Annotated in this window: 15 protein-coding genes and 1 pseudogene; 9 read left to right on the top strand and 7 right to left on the bottom strand. The window is 64.1% G+C overall.

Annotated elements, in window-relative coordinates; translation table 11 throughout:
* Positions 1–178 precede the first annotated feature (178 nt).
* Positions 179–601 (bottom strand): VOC family protein, encoded by a 423-nt coding sequence (locus LU671_RS22995; protein ID WP_203646423.1) that lies wholly within the window; start codon positions 599–601, stop codon positions 179–181.
* 222 nt (positions 602–823) lie between these two features.
* On the opposite strand from LU671_RS22995, the gene LU671_RS22990 reads away from it, so the two are divergent.
* Positions 824–5824 carry a dermonecrotic toxin domain-containing protein gene (locus LU671_RS22990; protein WP_232856982.1) on the top strand — a complete coding sequence of 1667 codons (5001 nt, stop codon included), beginning with the start codon at positions 824–826 and terminating at the stop codon, positions 5822–5824.
* Between the two features lie 2 nt (positions 5825–5826).
* Here LU671_RS22990 and LU671_RS22985 read toward each other — a convergent pair whose 3' ends face one another.
* Positions 5827–8331, bottom strand: coding sequence for a UvrD-helicase domain-containing protein (locus LU671_RS22985; protein ID WP_232856981.1), 2505 nt, complete (start codon positions 8329–8331; stop codon positions 5827–5829).
* Positions 8332–8518: 187 nt separating this feature from the next.
* Between LU671_RS22985 and LU671_RS22980 the strand changes: the two genes are divergently transcribed.
* Positions 8519–9217 carry a pirin family protein gene (locus LU671_RS22980; RefSeq protein WP_203646415.1) on the top strand — a complete coding sequence of 233 codons (699 nt, stop codon included), beginning with the start codon at positions 8519–8521 and terminating at the stop codon, positions 9215–9217.
* Between the two features lie 49 nt (positions 9218–9266).
* On the opposite strand, the gene LU671_RS22975 is transcribed toward LU671_RS22980, so the two are convergent.
* The 3 genes from LU671_RS22975 to hisN form a co-directional block, all read right to left on the bottom strand.
* Positions 9267–10223: an AraC family transcriptional regulator gene (locus LU671_RS22975; protein ID WP_203646413.1), complete on the bottom strand. Its 957-nt coding sequence runs from the start codon at positions 10221–10223 to the stop codon at positions 9267–9269.
* A gap of 237 nt (positions 10224–10460) precedes the next feature.
* A complete protein-coding gene (locus LU671_RS22970; RefSeq protein ID WP_203646410.1) occupies positions 10461–11195 on the bottom strand; it encodes a hypothetical protein in 735 nt (244 codons plus the stop codon).
* 111 nt (positions 11196–11306) lie between these two features.
* The gene (gene hisN / locus LU671_RS22965) at positions 11307–12098 is read right to left on the bottom strand and encodes a histidinol-phosphatase (protein ID WP_203646408.1); all 792 of its coding nucleotides are present in this window, start codon (positions 12096–12098) and stop codon (positions 11307–11309) included.
* 229 nt (positions 12099–12327) lie between these two features.
* Between hisN and LU671_RS22960 the strand changes: the two genes are divergently transcribed.
* Complete coding sequence (locus LU671_RS22960) at positions 12328–12972, top strand: helix-turn-helix transcriptional regulator (RefSeq protein ID WP_232856980.1); 645 nt, start codon at positions 12328–12330, stop codon at positions 12970–12972.
* 821 nt (positions 12973–13793) lie between these two features.
* Here LU671_RS22960 and LU671_RS22955 read toward each other — a convergent pair.
* Positions 13794–14201 (bottom strand): DUF1294 domain-containing protein, encoded by a 408-nt coding sequence (locus LU671_RS22955; RefSeq protein WP_420713668.1) that lies wholly within the window; start codon positions 14199–14201, stop codon positions 13794–13796.
* Between the two features lie 10 nt (positions 14202–14211).
* Positions 14212–15042 (bottom strand): undecaprenyl-diphosphate phosphatase, encoded by an 831-nt coding sequence (locus LU671_RS22950; protein WP_203646402.1) that lies wholly within the window; start codon positions 15040–15042, stop codon positions 14212–14214.
* A 300-nt stretch (positions 15043–15342) separates the two neighbouring features.
* Here LU671_RS22950 and LU671_RS29795 point away from each other — a divergent pair.
* From LU671_RS29795 to LU671_RS22925, 6 genes and pseudogenes are all read left to right on the top strand, one after another.
* A pseudogene (locus tag LU671_RS29795) lies at positions 15343–16104 on the top strand (cache domain-containing protein); the annotation flags it as partial.
* Between the two features lie 138 nt (positions 16105–16242).
* Positions 16243–16977: a methyl-accepting chemotaxis protein gene (locus LU671_RS29790; protein WP_442799973.1), complete on the top strand. Its 735-nt coding sequence runs from the start codon at positions 16243–16245 to the stop codon at positions 16975–16977.
* A gap of 125 nt (positions 16978–17102) precedes the next feature.
* A complete protein-coding gene (gene pnuC, locus LU671_RS22940) occupies positions 17103–17669 on the top strand; it encodes a nicotinamide riboside transporter PnuC (RefSeq protein ID WP_203646398.1) in 567 nt (188 codons plus the stop codon).
* Entirely contained in the window at positions 17666–18217 is a 552-nt protein-coding gene (locus LU671_RS22935) for an AAA family ATPase (RefSeq protein WP_232856979.1), read from the top strand. The genes pnuC and LU671_RS22935 overlap by 4 nt, the downstream gene beginning before the upstream one ends.
* Positions 18218–18515: 298 nt before the next feature.
* On the top strand, positions 18516–18959 hold the full coding sequence (locus LU671_RS22930; protein WP_203646393.1) for a hypothetical protein: 444 nt from the start codon (positions 18516–18518) through the stop codon (positions 18957–18959).
* A gap of 1 nt (position 18960) precedes the next feature.
* Entirely contained in the window at positions 18961–19533 is a 573-nt protein-coding gene (locus LU671_RS22925) for an adhesin (protein WP_232856977.1), read from the top strand.
* Positions 19534–19564 lie beyond the last annotated feature (31 nt).

Raw genomic sequence — 19564 nt, 5'->3', positions numbered from 1 at the left:
TGCACCAAGGCGGGCAACCATGGCCTGACAGGTTTGGCACGTTGCAACAAATGTAGGAGCGGCCTTGCGTCGCGATGCGCCGCGCGGGCGGCGCTCGATCTGATAGGCGCTGCAAGGGTTGCGGCGGACACCTGGTAGCCTCACTCGGTCAACGCCCAACAAACTTGACGGCCTGCCTCTAAAACTCCCTACCCAACGGCGGCCCCTTGAGTTCGACCCGATTGCCATCAGGGTCATAGCAATACAGCGAGACACCCTCGCCTTCAGCCCCGTAGCGTTTCTGCGCGGCCTCGACCCGTACCCCGGCATCGCGCAGCAGTGCGCTCAGCGACGGTTCGTCGAACGGCTCGATGCGCAGGCAGAAATGATCGACATTGTGCCCGGTCGGGCCGGGCTGCGCGCCGCCCTGGCGCCCCAGCGGGCCGTCGATCGCCACCAGGTCGATCAGGCCGTCGCCGGCCCCCAGGTGGATCATGCCCAGCGAATCCCGGCGTTTGCGCACCGGGCAGCCAAGCAGTTCATGGTAGAAGGCCAGGCTGCGCTGCAGATCGCCGACGCGCAGGACCAGGTGGTCGATATGCAGGATGGTGAAAGCTGGCATGGCAGTGCTCCACGTTCAGGCTTTGTCTAGACCATAGCAGCGTCCCCGCCGACTGACCCTAGGCCGTCGCCGTCAATGGCCGAAGGTGAGTCCGCCGCAGGTGCTGTGGGCCAAACGGTCTGGGGCGTGTCAGCCATCACCCTGGCGACGGCCCAAATATGTACCGCCCAAGACCTTGCCACCCGCACTTGAATGGCCGCTCCCCTTCATTGGAATGCGACCATGCACAGCATCGACCCGCCCTACCACCAGCAACAGATCCTGCGCAGCCTGCCAGGCTGGACCAGACAGCTGCAGCCAGCCCACGCTCAAAGGTTGTTGCGCCGCGCCCACCGGGAGCACGTCCAACCGGACGGGCAGCTCGCGGACTGGTTCGTCCTGGCGTCCCCTGTCCGACAAGCCGAATTGCGCCAAGCCATCAAGCAGCGTGCGGCCAGCAGCAAGGCACTGGCCAAGGCCTTGCAGGGCCTGCAGGGCATTACCGAGTTCTGCGAACCTTTGCTGAAGGCGCGGTTGGGCGTTCAGGTTTCCCTCACGCAAGCGCAGTTCTGCCGTCAACCATTCACCCAGGGTCTGGAGGGCGGGTTCCCCGATCCAGATGCCTCCCATGACAGGCCTCGCCCTGCGATCCCGAGCGAACAGCCGTCCGGCGCCGCCACCCTCACCAGCCTGCTCGAAGCCGCCCTGCACAACTTCGAAGGCATGGCCGAAGTCGGCCCCTTCAGCACCTTGCAGCTCAGCGTCGACGACACCACCCCGGTCCCAGGTCTGAGTACCAGCGCTTTTGTCGGCCACTGCCGTGCGCTCGACCTGGGCAAGCGCTATCAGCAGCACCTGCGAAGCTTCTATGGCGGTAGGCGAAAAAACGTGCTGCAACCGCTGTGGAGCCAGGCGCGGCGCGACGAACTCACCGCGCAGGCGCTGATCGCCCATATGCGTGGACACCTGACCGATGATGGTCTCCAGGCTTTGCTCCAGCTCTGCGCCAGCGACCAGGCGCCAGGTTACGGAGCGGCAACAGCCTCTGTGCGGACCTTGAGCATGCTGGGCACGCAACTGCACGACCTGTGGCTATTGGCGGCAGACGGACAGTCCGATCCCGTCTATATCACCTACCTGCCCTTCGACGACGATCGGCCTGTACAGGAATTCATCAACCTGCTGGCCTTCGGCAGGTACCTGCGTCGCCGCTTGCTGGAGCCCGACTATCGCGAACGTTTTCTGGAACATGTCGCCCTGAAGGATCGCCCGGAGCTGGCAAGAAAACTCAAGGCCAGGTTGTTCGAAGGCCCACTGGCCGAAGTGACCCCTCTCGAGACACCTTCCCCGGCCTTTGCCGAGACCGAGCCCGCCACGCATCCCTGGCAAGGAAGGGAGATTGCCAGCGAATCAGATGATCAGTCAGCACCGCGTCCCGTCCGCTTCCCCGCGCTGGCGGTACATGAAACGCCCATTGCCTTCCCGGTGTGGCCCAAGCTGTTCAACGACCATGTGCAGCGGCTGCTGGACGACGCTCGCAGGATAGCGGTACCGACGGCGGATATCGACACCAAGGCCCGGGAGGAACGCCTGATGCTGTGGGGCGAACGCGGCCTGACCCTGCTGGGGGTGGCGGCCATGTTCGTTCCGGGCCTGGACGTCGCCATGCTGGCCGTAGGCGCCAGCCAGGTGATGAGCAGCATCTTCCACGGTTTCGAGGCCTGGTCCGAAGGTGACAACGCCCAGGCCGTGAGCCAGGTCGAGTCGTTGCTCGTCAACCTCGGCAGTGTGGTCGCCATCGCCGGTGTCGCCAGGCTGGCCAAGGCCTCGGGCTTCGTCGACTGGATGGAAAGCCTCCGGCTCGATGACCAGGAACGGCTGTGGCAGCCTCAGCTCGCGCCCTATCGCAGCCCGGTCGAACTGCCGGTGGACCTGCAGCCGGACGATGAAGGCATCCTGCAGTATGACGATCGGCATTTCCTGGAACTGGACGATGCCCTCCACGAGGTCCGCAAAGATGCCGGGGGGGACTGGCGAATCCTCCACCCGGACGATCCACAGGCCTACCAGCCACGCTTGCACGGCAATGGCAACGGCGCTTGGCGCGTGGCGCACGAGCGGCCTCAGGCGTGGCCTCGGGTCAAGCTGATGCGTCGTCTCGGCCCACTCTGCAAGGGGTTGACCGATGAGGACCTGCTGGCCGCACTCGACAGCAGCGGCCTGGAGCGTGGCGTGCTGGAACAGGCCCACGCCGACGGCAGACGCCCTGCGCCATTGCTCGAGGACGCCCTGCAACGGTTGAACGCCGACAGCACCGCCGACACCATCATCGCCCGAACCCGCCAGGGCCGTCCGCTGGCCGCCTACAAACAATTCGCCATCAGCGTACTCGGCGAACTGCCCGGCTGGCCCGAGGATGTGGCGCTGGAGGTGTTCGACGGTGCCGAGCCCATGGGCAGCGCCACCCGCTATGGCCGCAACCGGCTCGGCGACCAGGTGATACAGGTGACCCGCAGCGACCTTGAGAATGGATACCTGGCCAGGATCGTCCTGGAAAACCTGGACGAAGAAACGGTGGTGGCACTGCTGCCTGAAGGAACTCCAGGCGCTCAACGTCAACAGGCCTTGCAGACGCTGATGGCCGACCGGCTGAGCGCAAGGCGGGCATCGCTGTTCGACAGTCTGTACCGCAGCCAGCCCAAGGCAGCTTCCCCCGCGACCCTGGCCATCGCTCGGCAGTTTCCCAGCCTGCCCTGGCGGGCACTCGACGAACTGGCCGGCCAGGCCAACAGTGCCGAACGGGACAGCCTGCTTGCAGGCCGGGTGCCGCTGCGTATCGCCGAGGAAGCACGGCTGCTGCAAGCCCGCGTGCGACTGGACCGTGCAATTCTGGGCCTGTACCGCAACAGTTTGGCCAACACCGATAGCCAGCTCATCAGCGACAACCTGCTGGCCCGCCACCCGCAATGGTCCGCGCAACAGCGCTATCACGCGGCACTCGCCGACCGATCCGCCGCCGCCCGGCTGATTGGCCAGCAACCCATGCCCACCGGCTTTCGCTCGCCACTGCGGCTGAGCGATGGCCGGTATGGCTACCCGCTCAGCCCTGGGATGTTCGCCTCCCGTGCCGAGCGCGAGTTGCACGCCTTGTACCCCGGGCTCACGGGGCGCGAGATCCGACAATTGCTGGGCACCCTGCGCGCCAGAGGTAGCGCGACCGAGCAGATACAGGTGATGCGCACTCAACTGGCAGTGCTGCGCGAGCAACTTGGCGCCTGGGCCAGCGCAGGCGCCAACGACTGGGGCGAGGAAGTCGGCGCGTTTTACACCACCACCACCGACCGGCTGATCCGGGCCTGGCAACGCCTGGACGGCGAGATGCTCAGCCTGTCCAATGTCGCCCTCGATGCGCTGCCGCCGCTATCGACACGTTTCGATCACATCACCACGCTGACGCTGGAGAACCTCAATGTGATCGAGATACCCGCCGACTTTTTGCAGGCCTTCCCGTCATTGCGCCGAGTCGATGTACGCAGCAGCCCGCAACTCAGCGCCACATCGCTCCTGCGAGCGCTGCGCAATGCCCCGCAACTTCGAGAACTGCGCTTGAGCAGTGCGCGCCTGGGTCAGCTGCCGGTCACCGCCCACGAGGTATTGCCGACCCTGAACAATCTGCGCAGCCTGGAACTGCCCCGCAACCGTCTGACCCTCACCCTGGCGGACCTGCAGATGATCGCAGGCCTGCGCCTGGAGAACCTGGACTTGCGGGCCAACCGCATTGCGCTGGATGCGGACATGGCGGGCGCGTTCCGTTCAATGCGCGAATTGCGGCACTTGCACCTGACCCTGAATCCGCTGGGCCTCAGTCCAGACCTGAGCGGCCTGGAAAATCTGGCCACCCTGCGCCTGGACAGCGGCCAACTTCAGCAGTGGCCCACCGGGCTCAGCACCTTGATGCAACGCACCCCCTGCATGCTGCGCGAAGTGGACCTGAGCATGAATCGCATCGGGCAGGTTCCCGATTTCGACACCCTCCTGAACTCTGCCTATTTCGACCATCTGCTGGCAAGGCGCGCCAATTATCGCTGGCGCTTCAATTACAACCCATTGGATGAACGGACCCGAGAAAGTCTCAGGGTAATCGGCGCCTCCGTCGAGGAAGAAGCAGTCGCGGAACCTCTTCCAGCTTCAGCGCAGCGAACAACCTGGCTGAACAACGCCAGCAATGCCCAGCAAGCCACCTGGAACGCACTATTTGAAGGCGACCGAAATGCCTGCCTGCGTGATGTGGTCGAACAGGTCGGCATGTCGGCCAGTGCGCTGCGTCAACCCGAGGTCTTTGCCCGCCAGGTCTGGACGCTGCTTGACCGGGCAGCTGCCAGTAGCCGCCTGCGCAGGCGGCTGAACGAGGTGGCCGCCGCATTCCCGGTCAGTTGCGGTGATGCCGGTGCCGATGGGTTCGGTACGCTGCAAATCGAAGTCATGGCCTACGATGAAACCGCAGGCATGGAGATTGCCACACCACCTCTGTTCCAATTCTTCCGGCGCCTGTTCCGGCGTGATCAGGTGAACGCCCTGGCACAGGACCTCTATAACGCGCGACTGGCGCGGCGCGATGCACTGCGAGTCTTGGACGCCTGGCAAGCCCGGCCGCTGGGCGAGCGTGGCGCCAGGCCTGCGCTGCCGGACCTGCATCGCTTCGATACGCTGTCGGACGACGTGTTGCACAACGGCCTGGGCGAAGGTCTGGATTTGATCGAGATCCGCCTGGCCCTGCGCACCCGCTTGTCGAGGCGTCTCGATTTCCCCGAACCGCAGCAGGAGATGCTTTACCGGCAAACCGCCGAGGTCTCTACGTGGACCGAAGACGCGGTACATGACGAGGTCGAGATACAAGACGCCAGCGCAGACTTGCGTCGCCAATGGATCTCCCGTCACCCAACCTGGCGCCGTCTACTGCGCCGGGAGTACAGTAACCGCTTCGATGCGCTCAGGCGCCGCTGGGACGTCGGCTTGGATTACCTGGAAGGCAATGAACTGGACGACACGCTGGAACCCCCGGTAATCGAGGCCCTGACCCAGGCACTGGGCCGCAGCCCCCTTGGCGAAGATGGCCAGCCCCTGCGCCAGGCCATCACCAACGAGCCTTACATCGCGGGCATGAAACGCATGGCCCTGGGCCTGGAGGAGGACGAAGACGGCCTCTACCTGCGCCTGACCACCCGCCGCGATCCCAACGACTGAAGCTACTGGCCGCGCAGGTCCTCGAAGAAGACCTGCCGGCCCTGCACCTGGCTTGATGCGCGCGGCTGCCCGGCAGCCTCGCCGCTGGCCTTCTCCACATGCCAATAGCAATGGCGGACCGCCCGGGTGACCGCCACATAGGCCAGGCGCTGCACCTCTTCCTTCTGCGCCGTGTCGAACGCCTGGGCATCACCTGGCTTGCCCAGGCCGGCCAGGCGGTAGACCTGGTTCTTGTACGGCGAGCTGGTCAGGTACTGGCAATCGCCCAGCATGAACACCGCATCGGCCTGCAGGCCCTTGGCACTGTGATAGGTCAGCTGGCGCAGGCGGCGCTGGCCAGGCGGCAAGCTAGAATCAGCCTTAATAACTGCCGATAAATGCTGTTCAATCAATAACTTATCGCTTGTTTTTCGAAACAGCATCATGACCGTTTCGCCACGCTGATAGTGTTCGATCACGGTTTCGGCCAGTGCCGCCTCGTCGCGGTCGAAGACCCGAACCGGCGTCAGCGCTAGCTCGGCCGCAGGCCCCGCGGCCCTGGCCTTCTTCCCGGTGATGGCCGGCGCGCCTTTGACCAGGTGCTCGGCGGCATCGATGATGTGCTGCTGACTGCGGTAGTTTTCCACCAGCATCACCCGCGTGTTGGCGGGGGACAGAAACGCCTTGGTGAACTCCATGAAGTACTTCGGCGAGCTGCCGCGCCAGCCGTAGATCGACTGCCAGTCATCGCCCACGCACATCAGCGACGAATGCTGCGCCACCCGTCCGGCATGCAGGGTCGGCCCACGGCGGCGAATCTCGGTCAGGCTCGCACGCAGCCAGCTGACGATCTGCGGCGAGACATCCTGGAACTCGTCGATCATCAGGTGCGCCAGGGGGCGCAGCAGCGGGTCGGGCAACAGCCCGAGGTTCTCCGGGTTGTTCTCGCCGAACAGGGCGAACATGCGGTTGTAGGTCATAACCGGCGGCGACTGGGCCAGCAGATGAGCCTCCAGCGCCTTCCAGTACAAGGCCAGGGCTTCGAAGAAGACCGCATCGGTGTCGCCGGACGGGAAACTCATGGCCGCCACTGCGGCATTGACGTCCAGGCCCAGGTTCTCGATAAAGCTTGCCGCGGTGACGAAGGCGTCGAGCAGCGGCGCCGGGGCCAGCTCGCCCTTGACCTTGTACTCGAAGCCAGGACCCGCCACGGCATCACCCGCCAAGGATGCCGCCAAGCGCTTTGCCGATGAGTAGTTATCAAGCCATATCAATGGCTTATCACAGAAAGCTTGAAACAGGGTGCGTTTAACCGCCCATTCCGCACGCACCGCCAGCTTGGCGCCAGGGCGCTGGTACTGGCCGCTCTCGGCTGGGTCGAAGCCCAGTACCACCCAGGCATCCAGCCCTTCCAGGCGACCGTGCACATGGAAGCGGCTGCCACGGATCTGCACCGTGTCCCGGCACGGCTCGATGCCCTTGATCGGCCAGGCGCCGGCGGCGAACCACAGGTCCTCGATCACATCGCACAACTCCTCGTCGCGCTGGGCCGCCAACTGGGTCACCTGGGCGCGTTTCTGCACGTCCGGGTGATCCGGATCCAGCGGTTTGAGCAGCAGGGCTTCCTGGCGCAGCGCCCCGATCAACTGGGCAAAACGCGGGCTCTGCCCCATCAGGTCGCGGTAGCACAGGTTGAGTTGCTGGCGCTGGGCGTCGTTCAGGCGCAGGTCGAACGGATTGCTGTCGGCGCTGGCCTCGCTGCCAACGGGCATCTCGCTGCCCAGGGTCTCGAACGCCCGTACCTGGGCGAAACCCGGCAGGCTGCGCACCAGTGGCAGGATGCGCGAGTGGAAGGTGCGCACCAGCTCGCGCCCCTGGGCCGGTGACAGCTCAACCTGCCACAGGGCGAACACCTGCAGCAGGCGCTGGATGAAGTCCTTGCGCGACTCGCGGGTGAAGGTCACCACGGTCAGGGCATCGAGTTCGAAGCCCAGGTAGTGGCGCAGCAACAGGATGCGCAGCACCAGCGAGGTCGACTTGCCCGCCCCGGCACCGGCCACCACGCAAGTGGACGGCGTGTCGCTGAAGATCAGCTTCCACTGCGCCGCGCTCGGTTGCGCCTCGGCAGGCAGGCGCTGGGCGACATCGGCCTTGAAGCGCTTCTTCAGCTCGGTGGTCAGCGGCAGGCGCCAGTCGTCAAACAGGTTGTCGTCCTGGCCCGGCACGGCGACATGCTCGGGGCGTGTATCGCGGATTACCAGGACCTGGCGCCCGGCCTCATAGCCATCCACCCGGCCCCGCTCATAGCCTTCGCGCAGGCCGTCAGAATGGCCGTTGCGCTGCCCCGTGGCGTGGCCCAGGAACCAGGAGTCACGGTGCTGCGCCTGCAGGCGCGACAGGCCACGCCCTAGCAGGCGGGCCGCCAGGCGGCGCAGCCAGGGCAACTGGGCGGGCGGGGTCAGGTCGGCCGGGGCCTGGGGATGCTCGTGAGGCACGGTCACTCCATTGAAAGTCGAAACAACGGGCATGTTCGCCTCATCCACGCAAAAGTGCCAGCGAATGCTTATGGATCAGGGCATTAGGCGATGAAACGCATGCTGATTCACACCAAATATTATCGAATTATCAGATCATATAAAGCCGATATTTACGCTTTTTATCGATCTATTAAAGCCGCATCATGGCCCCATTCCACCGAATCAGAGGAGCATCACCATGCTGCAACTGCGACCCTTCGAGAGCCTTGGCCACGCCAACCACGGCTGGCTGGACGCCCACCATCACTTCTCGTTCGCCGAGTACCATGACCCGGCGCGTGTGCACTGGGGCAACCTGCGGGTCTGGAACGACGACCTGATCGCCGCCGGCGCAGGCTTCCCGCCTCACCCGCACCGTGACATGGAGATCATCACCTACGTTCGCGAAGGTGCCATCACCCACCAGGACAGCCTGGGCAACAAGGGCCGTACCGAGGCCGGCGACGTGCAGGTGATGAGTGCCGGCAGCGGCATCGTCCACAGCGAGTACAACCTGGAGAAGGTCGACACGCGGATCTTCCAGATCTGGATCATCCCCGAGAAGGTCGGCGATGCGCCGTCCTGGGGTACCCGGCCGTTCCCCAAAGGCGAGCGTGGCGAGGGTTTCGTGACCCTGGCCAGCGGTCGCGAGGGCGATGAGCAGAGCCTGCGCATCCGCACCGATGCACGTCTGGTGGCCGCTACCCTGCGCGCCGGGGAAAGCGCCGAGTACCGTCTCGATGAAGGGCGCCGTGCTTACCTGGTACCGGCCAAGGGGCTGGTCGAAGTGAACGGGCTGCAGGCCAAGGCGCGCGACGGCGTGGCGATCGAGCAGGAGACGGTGCTGAAGGTGACCGCGCTGCAGGACAGCGAGATCGTGCTGGTGGATGTGGCCTGATCCACCTCGAACACGGGGCAAGCCCACTTGGGTTTGTCCCGCGCTTTGGCTAGCCTCGCCGCTTGAGCGTTTCCGACGGCAACTCACCGAAACGCTGGCGATAGCTCTCGGAAAACCGCCCCAGGTGCAGGAAGCCGTAGTCCAGCGCCAGTTCGGTGACGCTGCGCACCGCGCAGCTGGGATCGCTCAGGCAGGCCTGCACGCGCTCCAGCTTGCGTTGGCGGATGTACTGCCGGGGCGTGGTGCTCAGGTGGCGATCGAACAGCGCATACAGCGAGCGCACGCTCATGTTCGCCTGCTCGGCCAGCGCCTCGGCGCTCACCTCCAGTTTCAGGTTGCGCTCCACATAGTCCAGAATCCGCTCCAGACCCATGCCCGCCCCGCCCAGCGTCTCCATGCGCACATTGGTGGTCATCAGCGTCAGCAACTTGCTGGCGACGATCTGGCTGTAGTGCCCCTGCACCCGCGGCAGTGAGCCACTCACTTCGGCTTCGTTGCAGATCATGCCCAAGAGATTGAGGAAACCGCCCAGTTCCTCCAGCCGGTAGTGGTTGCGCAGGAAGCGCACACCGCCGCTGGGGCGCTGCCAGCGTTGTTCGGCGCAGATACTGTCGAGCAGGTGCACCGGCAGCTTGAGGATGAACTTCTCGCAATCCTCGGAATAGGTCAGGTCCACCGGGTCGTCCGGGTTGATCAGCAGCAGCTCGCCCGGCACCAGGTGGTGCTCGCGCTGGTGCCCGCGCCACAGGCAATTGCCGTTGAGCAGCACCTGCAGGTGGTAGATGGTTTCCAGTGCCGGCGAGGTAACGCGAACGCTGCCGCCGTAGCTGATGCGGCACAGGTCCAGCTCGGCGAACTTGCGGTGGCTGAGACTGGCCTGGGGGTGGGTGGTGCGGGACAGGCCGATATGGTGCTGGCCCACATGCCGGTTCACATAGTCGGACACGGCATAAGGGTCGGCGTGGTGGAACACGCAGCTTTGCTCGCTCAGCAGGCGGCTTTCCATGGACAAGGCACTCGCCATCGTTATTGTTATGGGCGCCGCCTGCGGCTACCGAGGGGTGCGCAGGTGGTCGTTCACGGTCATTCTATTCAGCCGCGCGGTGTGTGTCGGGGCAGGTGACGGTCGGCTGGCAAAGCCCACACTAAGCAAAAACCCGGGGTCTGGGCAATGCGCAGGCGACAAACGCCGGGCGGACAGCGGACAGTGACCGGGTCAGCTTGTGCGATCAGCGGACATGGATCATTGCACCGGCAGGAAATTCATCAGCAGCAGGCTCTGCGCATAGTTCAGGCCGATCCGTCGGTAGCGCTCATCGAGCATCTGCGCCAGCAGGTCCAGGCGGGCGACGACCTTGCCGAACTCCACGGCGAAGCTCAGGTTGCTGCCCTGCTCGGAGATCTCGTTGGAGAACAGCAGCAGCACGCCGTTGGCATCCTGGCGCTGGCTGAGCATCCAGGTGGCCTTCTCGATGTTGCGGGCAGCGTTGTTGATGAACAACGGGTCAAGGGTGTCGGTCATGTAGAACTCGGTGCGCCCGCCATGGGCGGTAACCAGCATGCTGCCGATGGCGTAGATGAACGCGCCGACCCGATCACCGCGAAATTCAGGGCTCAGGGCGTAGCTCAGGGCCGCCAGGTCACGGCGCTCGCCCAGTTGCGGCAAGGGTTGGCGCTGCTCGATGGCGATGCGGATCTGCCGCGCCGCCGTGGTGGCGTCGAGGTACCCGGACTGTTTCCACTGGCTGGGGTTACGCAGGTACAGCTTGTTCATCAGCAAGTAGAGGCTTTGCAGGTTGTCGCGCATGGCCAGGGTCGCCATGCGGTCGACACTGGTCTGGAACAGCTCGTCCGGCTTGCCGTTGCCGAACTGGGTGAGCATGTCGCGCCCCTGTTGCTGGGTGCAGGCGGCCAGGCACACCAGGGTACCGGCCAGCAGCAGGCGGCGGGGAAACTGAGCATGTCGTCGTACGGCCATCGGCACCGGTGGAAGTCGTCGGCCCAGCCGGGGATCGGCGGGGCCTGGCCATGCATAGAACGCACAAATGCGAAAAAGTGCGATGGCGAGGCCGATTGCGGGCGCACAGCCTTACATGGCGTGACGCAGCATCTCCACCACCTGCGCGTGCAGCGCCGGATCGCCGCAGGCCACCACGCAGCCACCGTCCTGGGCCGAGCTGCCATCCCAGGCGGTGATGACACCGCCCGCCCCTTCGATGATCGGCATCAGCGCCTGCACGTCGTACGGCTGCAGGCTCGCCTCGACGATCACATCGACGAACCCCGAAGCCAGCATGCAGTAGGCGTAGCAGTCGCCGCCGTAGCGCATCAGCCGCGCCTTGCCGGCGACCGCCTCGAAGGCCGCCTTGCGTGCCGGGGTGTCGAACATGTCAGGGGTGGTGCACATCAGCGTGGCCGAGGCCAGGTCGACGCAGGCGCGGGTCTTGAGCTTCGTTTCGCCGCGCCATGCGCCTTGCGGGGTGCCGATGAAGCGCTCGCCGGTGAACGGCTGGTTCATCACGCCGACCACCGGGCGCTCGCCATCGTTGAGAGCGATCAGGGTGCCCCACAGCGGCAGGCCGGTGATGAAGGCTCGGGTACCGTCGATTGGGTCGAGCACCCAGGTCAACGGGCTGCTACCCTGTGCGGCGCCCTGCTCCTCGCCAAGGATGCCATGCGTTGGATAATGAACCTGGATCAGCTGGCGCATGGCCTCTTCAGCGGCCTTGTCGGCGACCGTCACCGGGTCGTACAGGCGTCCGCCCTTGTCCTCGACATCCAGGCTGGCGCGAAAGTACGGCTGGATCGCGGTAGCGGCGGCCTCGGCCAGCTGTTCGGCGAAATGGCGGAATTCGACGATCTGGTCAGCGCTCAGGGACATGGGGCGGGCCTCGTGATGGGAAAGGATCGGCATCATACCCGACTGCACGATAAGGCGGATGCCCGGCGGGATCGATGATATTGTTATGCCATTATTCCTGCTTCATTTAACCGTCACTCAATCGTTGTACTAGGATAGCAAGCAGCTCCAACGGCCCCGCCGGCAGTCAAGGACGCTGGTCACTGGCGTGCGCGGGCCCTTTGTTCCAACGCCTATCATGGATGACACGATGAATTCGCACCTGCTCTTCCCGCAGATCGGCAAAGTCATAGCCAGTACCGGCAGCCGCCATTTTCCGCGGTATCTGCACGACCTGATCCAGACCCACCTGACTATTGATGCCACACACATTCGCCAGTTGCGCGACCCGGTTTGCGCCACCCGCCCGGACGCGACGCTGATCAGCGAGACGGTGTTCAGTGCCGGTGATTCGGGCGAAGACTTCGACGACCCTGCCCGCCTGCACCTGGCGCGACGCAAGGATGGTTACCGCTACGAGATCACGGTGTTGCGGGCTGACCCGCGGGTTGGCTTTTCGGCGACCGAGCGCAGCCGGCTTGAAGACATTTCGCCGTTGCTGATGCCGATGCTGGAGAAGCACATCAATGCCTTGCAGCCAGTTGCGCCTGAACCGGTGGATGTCGACAGCCTTGGACAGCGGTTTCTCGAACGGCTGCGCCAAACGGGGATCAGCTTGTCGGAGCGGGAGATGCAGGTGTGCGAAGGATTGTTGGCCGGGCGTACGGCGCCGCAGCAGGCCGAGCATTTGCGGCTCAAGGTCAATACGGTGGAGAGCTACTTGCGCAGGGCGGCGATCAAGTTGGGGATCAGTGGGCGGCATTCGTTGATGAGGTGGATGTATGCTGAGGGGTGAGTTGGGTTCTTTGGTGCTTGTTTTGAGTTTTTTATGTGCATTCGTAGAAGATATCGACATTTAGTCACCTTTCCGCCCTTACGGCGGGTTACTTTGGTCTTGGCCAAAGTAACCAAAGCCGCCCCGCTCCGTTCATCCGGCCCCTGCGCTTCGCTCCGGGGTTCCCTCGCTCCGTTCTTGCTCCCGGGAGGACCGCGCTGAACGCCCCATCCTGGGGCGCAGCGCTTGACGGCCATCCATGGCCGTCACCTCCCTCCGCAAGAACTCCGCTCGGCCTCCTGAAGTCGCAATTGGTGTTGCCTGAACTATCGCGCGCTTAGAAGCAAGAGCAAGAGCAAGAAATGCGAAGTTAGTTGTTTGACCATTAGTTATGCATTGACTGTTCCGGCCCTTTCGCGGGGCAAGCCCGCTCCTACAGGGTTTTATATAACGGCGACTATTGCGTGGGAGCGGGCTTGCCCCGCGATGCGATCGAGAGATTAACTAAACTTCCAACTAGCGACAGCTGCGCCAGTCCAGGCGCCGCCCGTAACTTCGCGACTTCAGGAGGCCGAACGCAGGCCTTGCGAAGGGAGGTGACGGGCATGGATGCCCGTCAAGCGCTGGGGCCCAGGATGGGCCCTGCAGCGCGGTCCTCCCGGGAGCAAGGCCGGAGTGAGGGAACCCGGAGCGAAGCGGAGGGCCGGATGAATGGAGCGAGGATTTTTTGGTGACTTTTTGATCCTTCAAAAAGTTACCCGCCGTAAGGGCGGAAAGGTGAATAAGCGTCGACATCACAAATGAATGCGCCTACAACTTTCAAAACCACCTAACAACAACCCTCAGATCACAAACCCCCAACGCCCCGCCAAGAACAGATAATCAACCCAAAACACCTGATGCACAAAAACAATCCCCCAGAACACCACCTGATAGGCAACCTTCCGTGTCTTGTGCCGAAACACCTGCTGCGCCAGCAACGCCCCCGGCCATCCCCCCAGCAGCTCGCTGGCATGCAACACCTTCTCCGGCGTGCGCCAAGCCTGGTTCCGCGCCTGCTGCTTGTCCTGCCAGTACAACATCAAGCTGACCAGGCTCACCAGCGGATACATCGCCAGTGGCAGCCAGGTCCCATCACTCAACCCCATTCGCAGGCCACCCACCACCGGCAGCAGGCAAAGCACCACCAGTACCAGCCATTTCAGGCGTGCATGGCGCACGCCCTCCTCGCGCCTAGCCGTAGACTGCATACGGGCCATGTCAACCGTGCGCCGTCGACCAGTCGACCCAACCGAACTCCCAGGTCGCCAGGATCAGCAGGCCAAAGGCAATCCGGTACCAGGCAAACACCGCATAGCTGTGGTTGGCAATGAACTTGAGCAACCCACGCACAGCGATCATCGCGAAGATGAACGACACCACGAAACCGAGGGCGAACACCGGCAGGTCGCCCGGCTGGAACAACTCACGGTACTTGTACCCCGAATACACCGCCGCGCCGACCATGGTCGGCATGGCCAGGAAGAACGAGAACTCGGTGGCCGCCTTGCGCGACAGGCCGAACAGCAGGCCGCCGATGATGGTCGAACCAGAGCGCGAGGTGCCCGGAATCATCGCCAGGCACTGGACGAAACCGATCTTCAGCGCATGGCTCCAGCGCATGTCGTCGACATGATCGACTTCCACCCGATGCTGGCGACGCTCGGCCCACAGCATGATCACCCCGCCCACCACCAGTGCGGCGGCCACGGTAATGGGGTTGAACAGATACTCGTGGATCAGGTCGGCGAACAGCACGCCAAGGACCACCGCCGGGAAGAAGGCGATCAGCAGATTGGCGGTAAAACGCCGTGCCGGCACCTGTGTGGGCAGGCCCAGCACCACGTCGAAGATCTTGCGTCGAAACTCCCACACCACCGCCAGGATCGCGCCCAGCTGGATGATGATGTTGAACGCCATGGCACGTTCGCCGCCGAAGTTGATCAGGTCGGCGACGATGATCTGGTGCCCGGTACTCGAAATGGGCAGGAACTCCGTCAGCCCCTCGACCACGCCCAAGATGATTGCCTGCAAGGCACTCCAAAAATCCATCTTTCCCCCAAGTGCGACGCTGCGCGTGGCAGGCCGCTTGTTTTGATTGACTCAATGATGCCGCACGCGGCGCGTGCTTTTTACAGCGACAGTGGCTCCCAAGGCCAGCTGAAAAGCCCAGCAGCCTAAAGGTTTCATCTGGCGCGGCCGAAATCCTAGCAGAGCCTGTGTTTCAAGGCTTGCGTTACCTGCTACACAGGATGTCAAGAAAGACTCATTAGCCGTTGGTCGAGTGGGGGCCGGCGGCAAAGCATGCTTGGATGCCCTGGATAAAAAGAACAAAGACTGGAGTAACGCATCATGAAGACCCTGAGGTCGATGTCGATCAGCCGCCGTCTGTGGCTGATCCTGCTGGTGGCCGTGGCCATGCTGCTGGTGTTGGGCCTGCTGATGCTGCGCCAGCTCCACGGCGACCTGTACCAGGCCAAGGCCGAAAAGACCCGCCACGTGGTGCAGACCGCCGCCGGCATCCTGACGTATTACCAGGGCCTGGAGGCCGCCGGCACGCTCACCCGCGAAGCCGCGCAGCAGCAAGCCCTGCAAGTGGTGCGCGGGCTGCGCTACGACCAGAACGACTACTTCTGGATCAACGACCTGCAACCGAAGATGGTCATGCACCCGGCCAACCCCAAGCTCGATGGCCAGGACCTCTCGGCCATCCGCGACCCGGATGGCTTTGCCGTGTTCAACGAGATGGTCGCCCTGGCCCGCAGCCAGGGTGCGGGGCCGGTCGACTATCGCTGGCCCAAGCCCGGCGCCAGCGACCCGGTGGAGAAAACCTCCTACATCCAGCTGTTCAAACCCTGGGGGTGGATCATCGGCTCGGGCGTTTACGTCGACGACGTGCAGGCCGAGTTCGCCCGCCAACTGCGCGACGCCTCGCTGGTCGGCCTGGGCATCGCCCTGCTGATGGCCCTGCTGGTGATGCTGATCGCCCGCAGCATCGCCCGCCCGCTGCAGGAGGCGGTACAAGCCATGGGCACCATCGCCAGTGGCGAAAGCGACCTGACCCGGCGCCTGGACACCCATGGCCGTGATGAAATCACCCTTCTGGGCGAACACTTCAACCGTTTCAACGGCAAGCTGCAGGGGGTGGTCGGCCAGTTGCAGGGCGCTGCCCATCACCTGGCCGAATCTGCCGGCCATGTCGGCGACAACGCAGGCGCCGCCCAGGCCCGCAGTACTCAGCAATCGCTGCAGATGGACCAGGTGGCCACCGCGATCAACGAGGTTTCCTACGCCGTGCATGACGTGGCCAAGCACGCCGAACAGGCCTCCAGCGAGATGCGCAACGCCCAGACCCAGGTCGGCCATGGCCAGCAGGCGATCCACGGCAGCCTGCAGCAGATCGACCGGCTTTCGGCAACCATCGAGCAAGCGGTGCAGGTGATCCGTGAACTGGCCAGTCACAGCACCAAGATCGGTGGCGTGCTCGAGGTAATCCGCTCGATCGCCGAGCAGACCAACCTGCTCGCCCTCAACGCCGCCATCGAGGCCGCCCGCGCCGGCGAGCAGGGCCGCGGCTTCGCCGTGGTCGCCGACGAGGTGCGTCTGCTGGCGCAGCGCACCGCTCAGTCGACCGCCGAGATCCAGACCATGATCGAGCACCTGCAGGGTCAGTCCGAGGCCGCAGTGCGGGCCATCGACACCAGCAGCGAAGCCTCGCGCCAGACGGTCGAGCAGGCTCGCGAGGCCGGTAGCAGCCTCGATGCCATCAGCCAGGCGCTGGGCAACCTCGGTGCGCTCAATGCCTCGATCGCCAGCGCCACCCTGCAGCAGTCCCACGTAGTCGAGGAGATCAACCGCAACGTCACCGAAACCGCCGACCTGTCGCAACAGACCGCCGAGGCCGCGCGCCAGTCCAGCGACGCCGGAGTAGCCCTGGCGCGGCTGAGCGAGGACCTGGAGCAACTGCTGCGCCAGTTCAGGGTTTAGTGGCGGCAAGCGACAAGCTGCAAGCGGCAAGAAAGAGCGCCCCAGCAGTGTCCCCGCCACTGCAGCTTGCTGCTTGCCGCTCGAAACTTGTAGCATCCCGCCCTTTCCCCGCCCAAGGATCGCCGATGTCCGGCCTCGAACTCTTCGCCGCCGCGCTCGGCGTCATCGCCGTCTGGCTCACCGTCAAGCAGAACCCCTGGTGCTGGCCGATCGGTTTGGTGATGGTGGTGCTGTACAGCTGGATCTTCTACGAGGTGAAGCTGTACTCGGACATGCTCCTGCAGTTGGTCTACGCGGTGCTGCAGCTGTACGGCTGGTGGCAGTGGACCCGACCTGACCGTATCGAGGATGCCCGCCAGGTGACCCGCCTGGCCCCTGCGCCGATGCTCAAGGGCCTGGCGGCCGGCCTGCTGGCCAGCTTGCTGCTGGGCGCGGGCATGGCGCACTGGACCGACGCCGCCCAGCCCTGGCTGGACGCCGCCCTCACCGGCTTCAGCCTGGTGGCGCAGCTGTGGATGGCGCAGAAGCGCCTGCAATGCTGGGCGTTGTGGGTAGTCGTGGACGTGATCTTCGTCGGCCTGTTCCTGTACAAGGGTCTGTACCTCACCGCCGCGCTCTACGCCCTGTTCACCCTGATCGCCGTGCGCGGCTGGCTGGAGTGGCGCCGCGACCCGGCGCTGGCAACGGTATGAAAGTGCTGGTGCTGTGTGGCCCGGAGTCCAGCGGCAAGAGCTGGTTGAGCGGCGAAATCCAGGCGCATTTCGGTGGCATGCTGGTCGGCGAGTACGTCCGCCATTTCATGGAGCGCGAACAACGCGACACCTGCTATGCCGACATCCCCACCATCGCCCGCGGCCAGCTGGCCTGGGAAGATCAAGGCCGAGAGCAAGCACCGGCACTGCTGATTCTCGATACCCACCTGCTCAGCAACATCCTCTGGAGCCGGGCACTGTTCGGTGACTGCCCCGCCTGGATCGAAGAAGCGCTGACGGCGCGCCATTACGACCTGCACCTGCTGCTGCGCCCTGAGGGCGTCGAATGGGTCGGTGACGGGCAACGCTGCCAGCCCCGCCTTGAGGAGCGCCAGGCGTTCTTTGACGACAGCCTGGCCTGGTTGCAACGCCATCAACAGAACGTGCAGGTCATCGACGGAGACTGGCCACAGCGCAGCGTCACGGTGCTGGGCGCGGTGCAACGCTTGCTTGACGGGAAATGCCCGGCCTTCCCCACTGAATGTTAAACCGCTGATACACACCGACTGGCCTTAGTCCCCGGATTTGCGCGTATTGCCGCAGTTTCGGGGGCAGTGTCACATCGCTGATACACCGCCGTCGCCTCCCCTTCGAAGCCCGATAATACGGGCTTCGCCCCCTTCCTTGCCGGGGATCTGTCTCAGCACTGATACACCAACTCTCTGACGCACGAGCGCTTCCCACACAAGCTCCTGATTTTCAAGCAATAACAAAAACCGGCACAGCTTCTGCTCTCCTTCTGGCAACGCGGCCCCTGGCCCAAACGCCGAAGAAGGAATTGCCATCGTGGGGAAACCAGAAAAAGGCAAGATCTGTCACCTCCTGCTGCTTGGTTGCGCTTTGGGATCCAGCTTCAGCCTGCCCGCCCAGGCAGACAACGGCATCGTCGTCATCACCCGCGAAGTGCAGACGCGCAGCGCGATACGCGCCCCCATGATGCCCGACCCCAATCCGGTCACTGTCAACACCAACCCGTCTGCGCACATCCTCAGGCAGACCAGTGAGCTGAGCGACGGCGACTTCGCCGGCATCACCAGCGGCGCCGGGATCAACTCGCTGATCACCCAGCAGACCAACACCATCGGCAGCAACATCGGCAACCAGACCCAGTTGCCCAACATCGCCGGCGGACGTGGCTCGGGCTCGGGCGGCAACGGCATCGCCAACATGGTCAACTCCAACGTCCAGCAAGGCCTGGGCGCGTTGAAAGTGCTCGGCGGAGGCCAATGACATGAGGCATTCGCTGCTGATCCTGGCCACGCTGTGCAGTGCTTCGGCCTTCGCCCAATCCCCCGTGATCAACAATGCCACCATCGACAGTTCCGGCGCGCAGTATCAAGGCAACCTGGGCGTCAACCAGGCGGCCGGCGACCAACAGCAACAGGTCAACGCCCGAGCCATCGCCATCGGCCACGACGCCAACGCCAGCACCCAGATCCGCCAGCGCCTGCGCACCCATGTCGACCCTGCGCTGGACGCCCAGGCCAGTATCCAGGGCACGGCCTTCAGTCATGGCAACGGCATCCTCGGGGTCAACCAGAGCGCCGGCGCCAGCAACCAGCAAGCCAACGCACTGCGCATCAGCGTCAGTGCCCAACCGCAAAGCATCGACGACAGCGTCCTTCTGCAACAGAACGTGGCGCTGGTCAACAGCTCGGATCCAACTGCCCAGACACCCGGCCATCGCCAGGTCAGCACCAGCGACCAGGCATTCACCGGTAGCCGTGGCGTGGTGCAGTTGAATCAGAGTGCCGGGGTGGGAAACCGAACGGCCAACACCCTGAGCATCCGGGTCGCGGATTGACCCAAACAGGTAACAACAACACTTAACCTAA

The sequence above is a fragment of the Pseudomonas sp. NMI760_13 genome (assembly GCF_021283245.1).
In the GTDB taxonomy this organism is placed as follows: domain Bacteria; phylum Pseudomonadota; class Gammaproteobacteria; order Pseudomonadales; family Pseudomonadaceae; genus Aquipseudomonas; species Aquipseudomonas peradeniyensis.
This window is presented reverse-complemented; position numbering and strand designations above follow the sequence as displayed.

Excerpts from the sequence above, each read along its gene's own strand:
- LU671_RS22955 (WP_420713668.1), bottom strand. The coding sequence starts at position 14,201 with ATGCAGTCTACGGCTAGGCGCGAGGAGGGCGTGCGCCATGCACGCCTG.
- LU671_RS22925 (WP_232856977.1), top strand. The coding sequence starts at position 18,961 with ATGAGGCATTCGCTGCTGATCCTGGCCACGCTGTGCAGTGCTTCGGCC.
- LU671_RS22960 (WP_232856980.1), top strand. The coding sequence starts at position 12,328 with ATGAATTCGCACCTGCTCTTCCCGCAGATCGGCAAAGTCATAGCCAGT.
- LU671_RS22995 (WP_203646423.1), bottom strand. The coding sequence starts at position 601 with ATGCCAGCTTTCACCATCCTGCATATCGACCACCTGGTCCTGCGCGTC.
- pnuC (WP_203646398.1), top strand. The coding sequence starts at position 17,103 with ATGTCCGGCCTCGAACTCTTCGCCGCCGCGCTCGGCGTCATCGCCGTC.
- LU671_RS22970 (WP_203646410.1), bottom strand. The coding sequence starts at position 11,195 with ATGGCCGTACGACGACATGCTCAGTTTCCCCGCCGCCTGCTGCTGGCC.
- LU671_RS22980 (WP_203646415.1), top strand. The coding sequence starts at position 8,519 with ATGCTGCAACTGCGACCCTTCGAGAGCCTTGGCCACGCCAACCACGGC.
- LU671_RS29790 (WP_442799973.1), top strand. The coding sequence starts at position 16,243 with ATGGACCAGGTGGCCACCGCGATCAACGAGGTTTCCTACGCCGTGCAT.
- hisN (WP_203646408.1), bottom strand. The coding sequence starts at position 12,098 with ATGTCCCTGAGCGCTGACCAGATCGTCGAATTCCGCCATTTCGCCGAA.
- LU671_RS22975 (WP_203646413.1), bottom strand. The coding sequence starts at position 10,223 with ATGGAAAGCCGCCTGCTGAGCGAGCAAAGCTGCGTGTTCCACCACGCC.
- LU671_RS22935 (WP_232856979.1), top strand. The coding sequence starts at position 17,666 with ATGAAAGTGCTGGTGCTGTGTGGCCCGGAGTCCAGCGGCAAGAGCTGG.
- LU671_RS22990 (WP_232856982.1), top strand. The coding sequence starts at position 824 with ATGCACAGCATCGACCCGCCCTACCACCAGCAACAGATCCTGCGCAGC.
- LU671_RS22985 (WP_232856981.1), bottom strand. The coding sequence starts at position 8,331 with ATGCCCGTTGTTTCGACTTTCAATGGAGTGACCGTGCCTCACGAGCAT.
- LU671_RS22950 (WP_203646402.1), bottom strand. The coding sequence starts at position 15,042 with ATGGATTTTTGGAGTGCCTTGCAGGCAATCATCTTGGGCGTGGTCGAG.